General features: G+C 64.1%; 11 protein-coding genes. 4 read left to right on the forward strand and 7 right to left on the reverse strand.

Annotated features, from left to right (window positions below; all coding sequences use genetic code 11):
• Positions 1-42: 42 nt before the first annotated feature.
• The 3 genes from meaB (at position 43) to KFF05_12135 (ending at position 2,319) form a co-directional block, all read left to right on the forward strand.
• Positions 43-1,038 carry a methylmalonyl Co-A mutase-associated GTPase MeaB gene (gene meaB, locus KFF05_12125; GenBank protein UTW53689.1) on the forward strand — a complete coding sequence of 332 codons (996 nt, stop codon included), beginning with the start codon at positions 43-45 and terminating at the stop codon, positions 1,036-1,038.
• Between the two features lie 82 nt (positions 1,039-1,120).
• The gene (locus KFF05_12130) at positions 1,121-1,651 is read left to right on the forward strand and encodes a protein phosphatase CheZ (GenBank protein ID UTW50694.1); all 531 of its coding nucleotides are present in this window, start codon (positions 1,121-1,123) and stop codon (positions 1,649-1,651) included.
• A gap of 119 nt (positions 1,652-1,770) precedes the next feature.
• Positions 1,771-2,319, forward strand: a complete 549-nt coding sequence (locus KFF05_12135; protein UTW50695.1) for a peptidylprolyl isomerase — start codon at positions 1,771-1,773, stop codon at positions 2,317-2,319.
• Positions 2,320-2,338: 19 nt separating this feature from the next.
• Here the strand turns inward: KFF05_12135 and KFF05_12140 are convergent, their stop codons facing one another.
• On the reverse strand, positions 2,339-3,514 hold the full coding sequence (locus KFF05_12140) for a VWA domain-containing protein (GenBank protein ID UTW50696.1): 1,176 nt from the start codon (positions 3,512-3,514) through the stop codon (positions 2,339-2,341).
• 110 nt (positions 3,515-3,624) lie between these two features.
• Between KFF05_12140 and KFF05_12145 the strand changes: the two genes are divergently transcribed.
• Positions 3,625-3,933, forward strand: a complete 309-nt coding sequence (locus KFF05_12145) for a YdhR family protein (protein UTW50697.1) — start codon at positions 3,625-3,627, stop codon at positions 3,931-3,933.
• A 3-nt stretch (positions 3,934-3,936) separates the two neighbouring features.
• Here the strand turns inward: KFF05_12145 and KFF05_12150 are convergent, their stop codons facing one another.
• The 6 genes from KFF05_12150 to KFF05_12175 all read right to left on the reverse strand — a co-directional run bounded on the left by KFF05_12150 (position 3,937) and on the right by KFF05_12175 (position 13,661).
• Entirely contained in the window at positions 3,937-5,265 is a 1,329-nt protein-coding gene (locus KFF05_12150; protein UTW50698.1) for a mechanosensitive ion channel, read from the reverse strand.
• Between the two features lie 65 nt (positions 5,266-5,330).
• Positions 5,331-5,642, reverse strand: a complete 312-nt coding sequence (locus KFF05_12155; protein ID UTW50699.1) for a hypothetical protein — start codon at positions 5,640-5,642, stop codon at positions 5,331-5,333.
• A 7-nt stretch (positions 5,643-5,649) separates the two neighbouring features.
• Entirely contained in the window at positions 5,650-6,501 is an 852-nt protein-coding gene (locus KFF05_12160; protein UTW50700.1) for a MoxR family ATPase, read from the reverse strand.
• A gap of 8 nt (positions 6,502-6,509) precedes the next feature.
• Positions 6,510-9,173 (reverse strand): alanine--tRNA ligase, encoded by a 2,664-nt coding sequence (gene alaS, locus KFF05_12165; protein UTW50701.1) that lies wholly within the window; start codon positions 9,171-9,173, stop codon positions 6,510-6,512.
• A gap of 561 nt (positions 9,174-9,734) precedes the next feature.
• Positions 9,735-10,841: a recombinase RecA gene (recA, locus tag KFF05_12170; protein UTW50702.1), complete on the reverse strand. Its 1,107-nt coding sequence runs from the start codon at positions 10,839-10,841 to the stop codon at positions 9,735-9,737.
• Positions 10,842-11,060: 219 nt separating this feature from the next.
• Positions 11,061-13,661 carry a PAS domain-containing protein gene (locus tag KFF05_12175; protein ID UTW50703.1) on the reverse strand — a complete coding sequence of 867 codons (2,601 nt, stop codon included), beginning with the start codon at positions 13,659-13,661 and terminating at the stop codon, positions 11,061-11,063.
• Positions 13,662-13,803: the final 142 nt, after the last annotated feature.

Below are 13,803 nucleotides of genomic sequence, written 5' to 3' on the forward strand. Positions count from 1 at the left end.
CCCGCATCCCCGTTGACCGCCTCCGACACCACCGCCGAGGCAATGGCCCGCGACCTGGGAGACAAGGTCGCGGCCGGCGATCTGCGCGCCCTCGCCCGCGCCATCACCCTGCTGGAATCAGGCCGCGCCGACCACCGGATACAGGGCGAAGCCTTGATCCGCGCGCTTTTGCCGGCGGCCGGAAAATCCATTCGCATCGGCATCACCGGCATCCCCGGCGTCGGCAAGTCCACCTTCATCGAGGCCTTCGGCCTAGCCCTGGTCGACCGTGGCCACAAGGTCGCCGTGCTTGCCGTCGATCCGACCAGCCCGCGCTCCGGCGGCTCGATCCTGGGCGACAAGACGCGCATGGAAAAGCTCGCCCGTGCCCGCAACGCCTATATCCGGCCGTCGCCGTCCGGCGGCACCCTGGGCGGTGTCGCCCGGCGCACGCGGGAAGCCATCATCGCGGTCGAGGCCGCCGGTTATGACGTGGTGCTGATCGAAACCGTCGGTGTTGGCCAATCGGAAACGGCGGTCAAGGATCTGGTCGACATGTTCCTGTTGCTGCTCGCCCCCGGCGGCGGCGACGACCTGCAGGGCATCAAGAAGGGCATCGTCGAAATGGCCGACCTGATCGTCGTCAACAAGGCCGACGGCGACCTGGCCCCGGCGGCGGAACGGGCGCGGCGGGATTACACTTCCGCCCTGCATCTGCTGCGCCCGGAAAACGCCGACTGGTCACCTCAGGTGGTGAAATGCTCCGCCGTGACCGGCGATGGGCTCGACGATATCTGGCAATCGGTCGAAGCCTTCCGCACGGCAACGCAATCGTCGGGCCGGTTCGACGCCTGCCGCGCCGAGCAGGCCAGGACCTGGATGTGGAACGAAGTCAACGAAACCCTGTTGGGTGAACTTAGGGCCGCGCCTGCCGTAAAGCAGGCCCTGGCGGACCTGGAACCTGCCGTCGCCGAGGGAGCCGTCGGCCCCAGCGAGGCCGCGCGGCGCATCCTGTCGGCGTTCCGGGCGGCTGGGAAGCAGGTGGACAAAGACGCCTAAATGTATGGATTTTCTCGTTTTAGCCGCTACCATGCGGCAAAATAGAAGATGAAAATCAGGCCAACGGCGGGTGGTTCGACGCATGGAAACCAAGGAAGAGTTGGAGCTGCTTCAGGCAGAAATCCTCAATCTTTTCAATTACATTCAGCGGGTTCGCAAGGAAGTGGCCGCAATCACCCGTTCCGACGAAGGTAATGGGCGGTTCGACAACATGTCCGACCAGCTCGACGCCATCGTCAAGGCCACGGAAGAGGCCACCAACTCGATCATGGAAGTGGTCGAACAGAATTCAGACACCATCGGCACGATCCGCGAAAAGACCGATAACCCGGAAATCCTGGCCCTTCTGGACGAGTTGGAAAACAATTCCTCCAACATCTTCGAGGCCTGCACCTTCCAAGACATCACCGGCCAGCGCGTGACCAAGATCGCCCGATCGGTGACCTACGTGGAATCGCGCGTCAACGCGCTGATCCAGATCTTCGGCAAGGAACATATCGAAAGCGTCGAGATCGAAGACGAAGAGAAGACCGAAGACGAACAGCTTCTCCAAGGTCCGCAGCTTCAGGGCGAGGGCGTCACCCAGGACGAAATCGACAAGCTGTTCGACTAAACCCGTACCCGAAACCGTCACCATTGACCGCCACAATCAAAGGAGTGTCCGGGCCATCGCCCGGACGATGATATGAACGATTTGATCCATCACCAAGAAATCCAAGGGAGTCTTTTTCCATGCAACGTCTGCTGTCCCTTTTCGCCGCGTTCGCTCTTGTCCTGGGGATCGGTGCGATGAACGACGCCGAAGCCATGGACCCGGAAAACACCCTTTACATGGACACCACGCACGGCCGCGTGGTGATCGAACTGCGCCCGGACCTGGCGCCCAAGCACGTCGCGCGGATCAAGGAACTGACCCGCGAGGGCTTCTATGACGGCCTGGTGTTCCACCGCGTCATCGGCGGCTTCATGGCCCAGGGCGGCGACCCGACGGGCACCGGCATGGGCGGCAGCGGCCAGAACCTGCCGGCGGAATTCTCAAGCGAGCCGTTCAAGCGCGGTACCGTCGGCATGGCCCGCGCCATGAACCCGGACAGCGCCGACAGCCAGTTCTTCATCTGCTTTGCGCGGACCGCCCACCTCGACGGCCAATATACGGTCTGGGGTCAGGTCACGGACGGCATGAAGTTCGTCGGCATGCTCGAACGCGGCGAGCCGCCCGTCGATCCGGACAAGATCATCAAGATGCAGGTCGCCGCCGACGCGGATAAGGCCAAGAAGTAAAACAGCCCACCGGGCGGCCCTAGCGCACCAGTTCGCGGGTCGCCCGGTCGAGGCCGTCCAGGGTCAGCGGAAACATGCGCCCGCCCATCAGCCGCCGGATCATGTCGACGGATTGGGTATGGCCCCACCAGTCCTCTTTCACGGGATTGAGCCAGACCGCCCGCGAATAGACGCTAAGGATGCGCTGCATCCACAGGCTGCCCGCTTCCTCGTTCCAATGTTCGACGCTGCCGCCGGGATAGGCGATCTCGTAGGGGCTCATGGACGCATCACCGACGAAGATGATCTTATAATCGGCCGGATAGGTGTGCAGGACCTCCCAGGTCGGGATCGTGTCCGTGCGCCGGCGGATGTTGTCCTTCCACACCCGTTCATATGGGCAGTTGTGGAAGTAGAAATATTCCAGATGCTTGAATTCGGACCGCGCGGCGGAAAACAGTTCCTCCATTACCCGCACGTGCGGGTTCATGGACCCGCCCACATCCAAAAATAACAGCACCTTCACCGCGTTATGGCGTTCCGGGACCATGCGGATGTCGAGATAGCCGCTTTTGGCCGTGTTGCGGATGGTGCCGTCCAGGTCCAGTTCCGTCGGCGCCCCCTGCCGGGCGAATTGGCGCAGGCGGCGGAGTGCGACCTTGATGTTGCGGGTGCCGAGTTCGAGCGTATCGTCCAGGTTCTTGAATTCACGCTTGTCCCAGACCTTCACGGCCCGGAAATTGCGGTTGTCGTCCTGGCCGATGCGCACCCCTTCCGGGTTGTAGCCGTAGGCGCCGAAGGGCGACGTGCCGGCGGTGCCGATCCACTTCGATCCGCCCTGGTGGCGCTTTTTCTGCTCCTCCAGGCGCTTTTTCAGCGTCTCCATCAGCTTGTCCCAGCCGCCCAGCGCCTCGATCTGCGCCCGTTCTTCCGGCGTCAGGGTGCGCTCCGCCAGCTTACGCAGCCATTCCTCGGGAATGTCCTGAACATCGACTTGTTCCGTCTGCTCCAGCCCCTTGAAGACATGGCCGAACACCTGGTCGAACTTATCCAGGTTCTTTTCGTCCTTCACCAGGGCGGCGCGGGACAGATAATAGAAATGCTCGATGCTGTAGTCGGCCAAGCCGGCGTCCATGGCGTCCAGCAGGGTCAGGTATTCCCGCAAGGACACGGGCACCTTGGCCGACCGTAATTCGAGGAAGAAATTGATGAACATGGCCGCACCTTAGCCCCGCCACCCCGCCCCTGCCAATCCTGCTTCTATGCTGCCGGGGGAGCGGATAAGCTAGCGCCCACATAACAAACTATTCAAACGGGAGCCCATCCATGATCACCGTCGTCGTTAATTTCGACCTGCCGCCCGGCACGACCCTGGCGGACGCCACCGCGCGCTTTCAGGACAGCTCGCAAAAATACCTGGGGGCCCCGGGGCTGCTGCGCAAATTCTACCTGTACAACGAAGAAACCATGACCGGCGGCGGGGCCTATGTATTCGGCACGCGGGCTGAGGCCGATGCCCTATTGAACGCCGATTGGGTCGCCTCGATCACTGAACGCTACGGCTCGCCGCCGCGTCTGACCTATTTCGAATCGCCCGTGGTCGTCGATAACGTCGCCGGCGAAATCATCAGCTGACGGTCAGTCCTTGTCCGGCGCCGAAACCTCGACCTTGAGCGGCACGGACGAGCGCAAATGCAGATCACGCTGCGGGAATGGGAACACCACGCCGTGTTCGTGGTAAAGGTCCCAGATGCGCAGCTGAACCTCGCTGCGCACGTTGGCGACGCCGTTTTGCGGATCGTCGATCCAGAACCGAAGTTCCAAGATTACCGCATTGTCGCCGAATTCAATCAGGTGACAGACCGGCTTGGGGTCCTTCAACACCCGGTTGACCCCGTCGGCCGCCCGCATCGCCAGGTCCCGCGCCAAGTGCACATCCGCGCCGTAATCGATGCCGATCGGCACCTTCTGGCGGATCATGGAATTTGAGTAAGACCAGTTCTCGACCCGCTGGGAGATCAGTTCCTCGTTGGGGATCAGGTGCTCGGTCCCGTCGCGGGTAATGACCGAGACATAACGCGCGCCCAGGGTGTTGATCCAGCCGAAGGTATCGCCCACGGCGATCACGTCGCCCGGTTTGACGGAGCGATCCATCAACAGGATCACCCCCGACATCAGGTTCGAGACGACCTTCTGCAGGCCGAAGCCGATGCCGAGGCCCAAGGCGCCGCCGAACACCGCGAAGATCGCCAGATTGATGCCCACGCTTTCCAGGGCCAGGGCGATGGCCAGCGCATAGAGAAACACCCGGGCGAACTTGCCGAACAGCACCCGCATGGACGGTGTCAGGCTGTCCGAGGCGTTGATGCGGGTTTCCGCGATCCGTGACGTCACGGAGGCGAGATAAAGGAACAGGGCCGACAGCAACACCGCCTTGATCATGCCCAGGACGGACAGGCGGAATTCACCCAGGTTGAGCGCCATGTCGTCCAAGGTACGCATGGCCGGGTCGAGTAGGCCCAGAAGGTTAAGAGCGGCAATGGTCCAGGCGGTCACGGCGATGGCGCGGGCCCAGAACGGATTGCGGATCAGGCCGGAGGCCAGGCGGATCACCGCCCAGGCCGTCAGCAGCGAGACCGCCGCCTCCATCAAGTGATGGGGCCAGGCGGCGCCCTTGGCCGCGAACACGGCGAACCACAAGGCCGTCAGCCACAGCACTGGCCGGGCCACGGGTTTGAGCGCCGCTGCCACGGGGGCACCGAACCTTGCGTACCAACCTTGATCCGGCCGCCGGTCGAGAACGGCCTCCAGCCGGGGCGACAGAAGGCGCGCGGCGATGAAGGTCGCGATGATCACGCTGAGTTGGACAAGGTTGTCGACGGCCAGCAGATGAACCTCAAGCCACGCGAGTGCAGCATCGAGCCACTGGCGAAGCCGGTCAGGATCGAGAATCGTGTTCAGGTTCATGACGCCACCCTTCAAGTGCCTTCCAGCTTATCCGACCGGCCCGCCGGGGGCCAGGGAGGACAGTGTCAGGCCTTGGGTGCGTCTTCCGGGTCGGGCGCGGGGCCGTCGACTGGAACCAGCTGGATCGTCGCCTCGTCCACGGTCATGGACAGCAGGATCAGGCCGACCAGCAGCAGAACCGTGCCGGAGAGGGTCAGGGCGAACATGCCGATCATCTGGTGGAAGGCGAACAGAAGCGCGACGGCAATCAACAGCGGCTTCCAACGCCCCAGGCGTTTGCTCGCCGTGCCGCAATTGCCGCAGACCACGGGCCGTCCGGCGGCCAGCGGCCAGCTGGACAAGCTCTTGAACTTGGTGCCGCAGGCAGGACAGCGCATGGCTGCCTCAGCCGCCCTCGCGGCGGTTCAGGAAGGCCAGCCGCTCCAGCAGGTGGACGTCCTGTTCGTTCTTCAACAAGGCGCCGTAGAGCGGCGGGATCAGGTCCTTCTTGTTCTCGGAACGCAGGGTTTCAGCCGGAATGTCCTCGATCATCAGCAGCTTCAGCCAGTCGAGCAGTTCCGACGTCGACGGCTTCTTCTTCAGGCCCGGTACGTCGCGCAGTTCGTAGAACAGGTTCAGCGCCTCGGCCACCAGGCGCTTCTGGATGCCCGGATGATGGACGTCGATGATCTGACGCATGGTATCTTCGTCGGGGAACCGGATGTAGTGGAAGAAACAGCGGCGCAGGAAAGCATCCGGCAGTTCCTTCTCGTTGTTCGACGTGATGATGACGATGGGCCTGCGCGTCGCCTTCACGGTTTCCTTGGTCTCGTAGACGTAGAATTCCATGCGGTCGAGTTCGAGCAGCAGATCGTTGGGGAATTCGATATCCGCCTTGTCGATTTCGTCGATCAGCAGCACCGGACGCTCGGGCGCGTCGAAGGCCTCCCACAGCTTTCCGCGGATGATGTAGTTGCCGATGTCGTGGACCCGCGCATCGCCCAGTTGTGAATCGCGCAGCCGCGCCACGGCGTCGTATTCATAAAGCCCCTGCTGTGCGCGGGTGGTCGACTTCACATGCCATTGGATCAGGGGGGCGTTGATGGCGGCGGCGACCTCGGCCGCCAGAACGGTCTTGCCCGTGCCCGGCTCGCCCTTGATCAGCAGCGGGCGTTCCAGGTTGATGGCGGCGTTGACCGCGACTTGCAGATCTTCGGTCGCGACGAAGGTATCGGTGCCGGAAAATTTCTGGGTCATCGGTCTGCTCAGGCCTGGATCGCGGCCGCGATGGCGTCGATCGCCTTGCCCGCCTGGGCGCCGTCGGGGCCGCCGGCCTGGGCCATGTCCGGCCTGCCGCCGCCGCCCTTGCCGCCCACGGCGGCGGAACCGGCGCGAACCAGATCGACGGCGCTCATGCGTTCCGTCAGGTCGCCGGACACGCCGACCACCACGTTGGCCTTGCCCTCAGTCACGCTAACCAACGCGACCACGCCAGATCCCAGCGTCTTCATCAATTCGTCGGCCATGCCCTTCAGTTCCTTGGCGGGCACGTCCTCAAGCACCCGGGGGGCGAATTTGATGCCGCCCAGGTCCTTCACGTCGCCGCTGCCGTTGCCGGCCGCGTTCCCGCCGCCCCCACCGCCGAGCGCCATTTTCTTGCGTGCGTCGGACAACTCGCGTTCCAGGCGCTTGCGGTCCTCGACCAGGGAGGCGACCCGCGCCGCCACGTCCTCGGGCTTCACCTTGAGCACCGCCGCCGCCTCGGCCAGGGCCTTTTCATGGGCGTCGAAATAGGCCAAGGCGCCATCGGCGGTCACGGCCTCGATCCGGCGCACGCCGGCGGCGACCGCCCCTTCACCGATAATCTTGAACACACCGATGTCGCCCGTGCGCCGTACATGGGTGCCGCCGCACAGTTCGGTGGAGAAATAATGATCGCCTTCCGGCTGCCCCATGGACACAACCCGGACCTCGTCGCCATACTTTTCGCCGAACAGGGCAAGCGCCCCCGCCTCGACCGCGCTTTCCGGGTCCATCAGGCGGGTCAGCACATCATTGTTGGCGCGCACCTGGGCGTTCACGTCAGCCTCGACCACGGCCAGTTCTTCCGCGCTGACGGCCTTCGGATGGGAAATGTCGAAGCGCAGACGGTCGGGAGCAACCAGCGAGCCCTTCTGTGTCACATGCTCACCCAAGTGACGACGCAGGGCCTCGTGCAACAGGTGGGTCGCCGAATGGTTGGCGCGCAGTTGCCGCCGCCGGGTGCCGTCGACGGTAAATTGCGCCTCGTCACCGACATTGACCGTGCCGTCCTCGACCTTGCCGACATGGACATGCAGGGCCCCCAGCATCTTCTGGGTATCCGTCACGGTGATGCGCGCACCTTCGGCCGTTGTGATCACGCCCTGGTCGCCCATCTGGCCGCCGGATTCACCGTAGAACGGCGTCTGGTTAGCGACCAAACGAACCACGTCGCCAGCCTTGGCCGTGCCGACGCGCTTGCCGTCGACGATCAGGGCGCGGATCTGGCCTTCGGCCTGTTCCGTGTCGTAACCGAAGAACTCGGTGGCCCCGACCTCGTCACGAACGCCGAACCAAACCGTTTCCGTGGCCGCATCGCCGGACCCGGCCCAGGCCTTGCGGGCCTCGGCACGCTGGCGCTCCATGGCCGTGTTGAAGCCGTCGGTGTCGACCGTAATCTTCTTGTCCTTCAGGGCGTCCTCGGTCAGGTCGAGGGGGAAGCCGAAGGTGTCGTAGAGCTTGAACGCCGTTTCACCGTCGAGCACGCCACCGGCGGTCATCTCCGCCGTCGCCTCGTCGAGGATTTTAAGGCCCCGGTCGAGGGTCGTCTTGAACCGCGTTTCCTCGAGCTTCAGGGTCTCCGTGATCAACGGCTGGGCGCGCACCAGTTCCGGATAGGCCTTGCCCATGTTGTCGACCAGGGTCTGCTCCAACTTGTACAGCAAGGGGTCTTCACAGCCCATCAGATGGGCGTGGCGCATGGCGCGGCGCATGATCCGGCGCAGCACGTAGCCGCGGCCTTCGTTGGACGGCAACACGCCATCGGCGATCAGGAACGAGGACGCCCGCAGATGATCGGCGATGACCCGGTGCGACACCGCATGGTCGCCGTCTGGTGCCACGCCGGACGCCTCGGCCGAGACCATGATGAGATTGCGCATCAGGTCGATGTTGTAGTTGTCGTGGGTGCCCTGCATGACGGCGGCGATACGCTCCAGCCCCATGCCCGTGTCGATGGAGGGCTTGGGCAGGTCGACCCGCTCGTCCGCGGACAGCTGCTCGAACTGCATGAACACGAGGTTCCAGATTTCGATGAAGCGGTCGCCGTCTTCGTCCGGCCTGCCCGGGGGGCCGCCGGGGATATGGTCCCCGTGGTCGTAAAAGATTTCCGAACACGGCCCACAGGGACCCGTGTCGCCCATGGCCCAGAAGTTGTCGGAGGTCGGGATACGGATGATCTTGGAATCGGGCAGGCCCGCGACCTTGCGCCACAGGGTCGCCGCGTCCTCGTCCGAGGTATGGACCGTGACCAGCAGTTTATCCTCGGGCAGGCCGAATTCCTTGGTGACCAGGTTCCAGGCCAGTTCGATCGCCCGTTCCTTGAAATAATCACCGAAGGAGAAGTTGCCCAGCATCTCGAAGAAGGTGTGATGGCGGGCCGTATGGCCGACGTTTTCCAGGTCGTTGTGCTTGCCGCCGGCGCGCACGCATTTCTGCGACGTCACGGCGCGCGAATAATCGCGCGTCTCGTTGCCGGTGAACACGTTCTTGAACTGGACCATGCCCGCGTTGGTGAACATCAGGGTCGGGTCGTTCAGCGGCACCAGGGGTGACGAGGAGACGATCTGATGGCCGTTGGCGGCGAAATAGTCCAGGAAGGCCTGGCGGATGTCGTTGACGGTCTGCATGGTCGTTATTTAAGCCCAGGGTTCAGGGGTTTAAAGCGAAGATATCAGGCGGTCGCGGATGGAAGCGACGGTTTTACCGGCAAGCCGGGGGCCTGTCCAGAAAGGTCGGCATTGCGAACAGGATCGCACCGCCACCAGCATGAAGGATAGCGGCCCGCCGGGCCCGGGAAACGGCCAACGGGGCAGAATGCATGCGGCCAGAGCCGCGGTCTGGAAATGTCACCTCTTGCCTTCCCGCAAAAGAACAGAATGCAACCGGCGCGGGGGCGCCGCCAAACAGCCCACAAAAGAATGCGACCGGCGCGGGGGCGCCGCCAAACAGCCCACAAAAGAATGCGACCGGCGCGGGGGCGCCGGTCGCGTTGGGGAGGAGTGCTGGGGGGCACACCACCGGTTCGGCCTGGGGGGACAGGCCTGGGGTCGGCCCGGAGGGTGACGGGCCTGGGAATGAGGATGTGTAAGACCTTGAGCGGTTCTTTATTCCGCGCAAAGCGTCGCCTTTGCCCTCCCGGCCCCCAACCTCAGCAATGCTGAGGGGCTCGGGGGGATCGGGATTTGCGACTAGAACTCGTCGGCCGCCGTGTCCGGGGCGTCGCCGGCATCGCCGTCGCCGTCCGCGTCAGGGGAGCCGATCATCATTTCCTCGGAAATCAGACCTGCGTTATGGCGAATCTGGTCCTCGATGGCCTTGGCCATCTCGGTGTTCTCGCGCAGGAACTGCTTGGCGTTCTCGCGGCCCTGGCCGATGCGCTCCGAATTGAAGGAGAACCAGGAGCCGGACTTCTCGACGATGTTGGCCTTGACGCCCAGATCGAGCAGTTCGCCCATCTTGGAGATGCCTTCGCCGTACATGATGTCGAATTCGATCATCTTGAAGGGCGGGGCCATCTTGTTCTTCACGACCTTGACGCGGGTCTGGTTGCCGACCACCTCGTCCCGGTCCTTGATGGCGCCGATGCGGCGGATTTCCATGCGCACGGAGGAATAGAACTTGAGCGCGTTGCCGCCCGAGGTGGTTTCCGGATTGCCGAACATGACGCCGATCTTCATGCGGATCTGGTTGATGAAGATGACCATGGTGTTGGACTTGGAAACCGAGGCGGTCAGCTTGCGCAGGGCCTGGCTCATGAGCCGGGCCTGCAGGCCGACGTGGGTGTCGCCCATTTCGCCTTCCAGTTCGGCCCGCGGCACCAATGCGGCGACGGAATCGACCACCAGCACGTCGATGGCGCCGGAGCGCACCAGGGTATCGGAGATTTCAAGCGCCTGTTCGCCGGCGTCGGGCTGCGAAATCAGCAGCTCGTCGACGTTGACGCCCAGTTTCTTGGCATAGCTGGGATCAAGCGCGTGTTCGGCGTCGACGAAGGCGCAGGTGCCGCCCATCTTCTGGGCTTCGGCGATCACGTGCAGGGCCAGGGTCGTCTTGCCGGAGCTTTCCGGGCCGTAAACCTCGATGATGCGCCCGCGCGGCAGGCCGCCGATGCCCAGGCCGATGTCGAGGCCGATGGAGCCCGTGGAAATGGTCGGGGTATCGACCACCTCGCGCTGGCCCAGGCGCATGATCGAGCCCTTGCCGAAGGCGCGCTCAATCTGCCCCAATGCCGCGTCGAGGGCCTTACTTTTATCCACGTCCTGCTTCTCCACCAAACGCAATGCCGAATCGGCCATCTTGCCACTCCCTTATTCCATAGGCCCGCAAGCCGTTGCAATCGAGATCAATGTACGTGTTTTGTTCTCATAGACAAGTGTAATTTGTAATATATTGATATAATTGAATATTTTTATGTTTGTTCACATAGTGTTCCGGTCAGAATCGGACTCCGAAAGCTATGCTTAACGGATATGGTTAATAGTGCGGGGAGGGACTCGCCCTGACCAGGCGCGGCCTTACGGCCCCGCTGAGACGAGGATCTCCTTCACCTTCCCCACCAGCGTCTTCAGCGTGAAGGGCTTGGGCAGGAAGTGCAGGGTTTCGTCCTTGTCGATCTGGTCCTGGAAGGCGTCCTCGGCGTAGCCGGACATGAGGATGACCTTCACCTCCGGCATCTGTTCGCGAAGCTGGCGGACCAGGGTGTAGCCGTCCATGCCGGGCATGACGACGTCGGAGATGATGAGGTCGATCTTCGGCGCCGTGCCGTTGACCACGTCGAGCGCGACCTCGCCGTTCTGGGCCTCCAGCACCTTGTAGCCCTTGTTGCGCAGCGCCCGGGCGCCGAACATGCGCACGGCGTCCTCGTCCTCGACCAGCAGGATGGTTTCCGAGCCCGTGAGATCGGCCTCGAACAGGGGTAATTCGGGCTCCTTGCCGGTTCCGGTTCCCGTGCCGGTGCCGTCACCCTTGGCCCTGGCCTTAGGCGTCGCCGAGGGGGCCGTTTCGTCCGTCAGGGCGGCGGCGGCGCGGCGGGCGCGGGCGTCCTCGTCGGCGCGGGGGAACAGCAGGCGGAACGTGGTGCCCTTGCCGATATGGCTTTCCACGGTCACATAACCGCCCGACTGGTGAATGATGCCGTAGACGGTGGACAGGCCCAGCCCCGTGCCCTGCCCCACTTCCTTGGTCGAGAAGAACGGCTCGAAAATGCGGTCGAGCACGTCCTTGGGAATGCCGGTGCCCTTGTCCTCGACCTCGATCACCAGGTAGGAGCCGACGGGAATGACCTCCCCCGACTGCTGCATCGGGCGTTCCAGATCGCGACGGAAGGTGCGGATCACCAGCGGCCCGCCCTCGGCCATGGCGTCGCGGGCATTGACGGCCAGATTGATGATGACCTGATCGAACTGCCCCCGGTCGGCCAGGATGCGCCCCGCACCCCGTTCATGTTCGAGTTTGAGTTTGACCGTCTCCCCCAACAGGCGGCGCAGCAGGTTGGACAGATCGTTCAGCGCGTCTTCCGGATCGAGCAGGTCCGGCTCCAGGTTCTGCTTGCGCGAGAAGGCAAGCAACTGGCGCACCAGGTTGGTCGCCCGGTGGGCGTTCTGCTTGATCTGCTGCAGGTCGTTGAACGACGGGTCGCCCGGCCCGTGGCGTTCCAACAACAAATCCGTGAAGCCGATCATGGCCGTCAGCAGGTTGTTGAAATCATGCGCCACGCCGCCCGCGAGCTGGCCCACGGCCTGCATTTTCTGGGACTGGGCGAACTGGATTTCCAGGTTCTTCTGCTCGGTCGTGTCGATGAAGTGCAGGACCAGGCCGGTGATGTTGCCCTGCTCGTCCTCCATCCGGCTGGCGAACAACGTCGCCGCCGCTTGCCGCCCGCCGGGGGCGGCCAATCTGATTTCCGTCTGGGTCGCCCGCACCCGGCCCATGATGACGTCGGACAGGGCCGAGGCGACCACGTCGCGGTCTTCAGGCAGCAGACGTTCGGCGAAGGGCCGGCCGGCGACCATGTCGCGGTGGGCACCCGCCAGGGTCAGGAATGCCCGGTTGCAGTCCATGACCTTGCCCAGCCCATCAAGCAGCGCAATAGCCACGGGTGCATCGTCGAACAGGAAGCGCAGGCGTTTGGCCGGGCCCAGACCGGCTGCCCCCCCGTCTTCCGCCCAGGCCATGTCGCGCAGCAGGATGGAGCGCGTATAGACCAGCGTGCCGTCCGTGGTTTCCCGGTGGCTTTGCAGCAGCGAGGCCGTGAATTCCGTGCCGTCGGCGGCGCGCAGGGTAACCAGACCGTGATCGCCCTGAGATTCCGCGTCGCCGTCCTCGTCGTCACCGCCGTTTACCGGGCTGGCTGAGACCACGAACTCGGCGAACGGCTTGCCGCCCATGGCCACGCGATCGACGCCGAGCCATTTCGCCAGGCAGGAGTTCGCGTAGACAATGCGCCCGCGCCCGTCGACGGAGAAAACCCCCACGGGCAGGCCGTCGAGCAGATCGGCGCGGCGTGCCTCCGCCGACTGGCGGGTCGCGGTCTGGCGCTTTTCCTCGGTAATATCCTGGGCCCGCCATTGCACATAACGGGACGCCCCCTCCCCGGCGCCGGCGCCGATGCCGTCCTCGCCGAAGGGTTCCATGCGCAGGCGCCGCCACGCGGGCTTGCCGTCCTGACGTCGGCAGATCACCTCGCCGCCGGCGGGCGTGCCGTCGGCGGCGGCCGCCCGCAGCTTGCGGAACACGTCCTGGGATCGGCCTTGGCTGTCGAGCGCGCGTTCGACCTTGTCCAACAGGTTGGTCGGCCCGAGATCACCATCCAGGAAAAACAAATCCCGGAAGGCGCCGTTGGCATACATACCGACACCGTCCCAGGTCGCGATCAAAAGTCCCTCGCCGGACGATCCGGCGGCCATCTGGATCAGTTCCGCCATGGGACCGCCCGTCGGTCGGGGGGGCGTTTTTCGACCCATGCGCCAGGACGCCGCCAAAAGCCCCAGCGCCGCCGCTGCCAGCACACCGCCCGCGGGCAGCGCCCAACCGGCATCAAGCCCGAACATCAGCCCCGCCGCGATCCCCAACAGGGCCGCACCGGCGTTCAGGACGTGAGGCATTCTTTGTATCATGGTTTCGATGTCGAGGCCCGGCGGTGACGGCGGACCCGCCCAAGGCAGCCCGCTTCCGGTGACAGGATTACCACTGAACGGCCCCTGTCAACAGCGCTCGCTGCCGGGATGCGGCCCCCGGGGGAGAGAGGTCGCCGGGCCC

It is taken from the genome of bacterium SCSIO 12827, from assembly GCA_024397995.1.
Taxonomy (GTDB): Bacteria; Pseudomonadota; Alphaproteobacteria; order Rhodospirillales; family Casp-alpha2; genus UBA1479.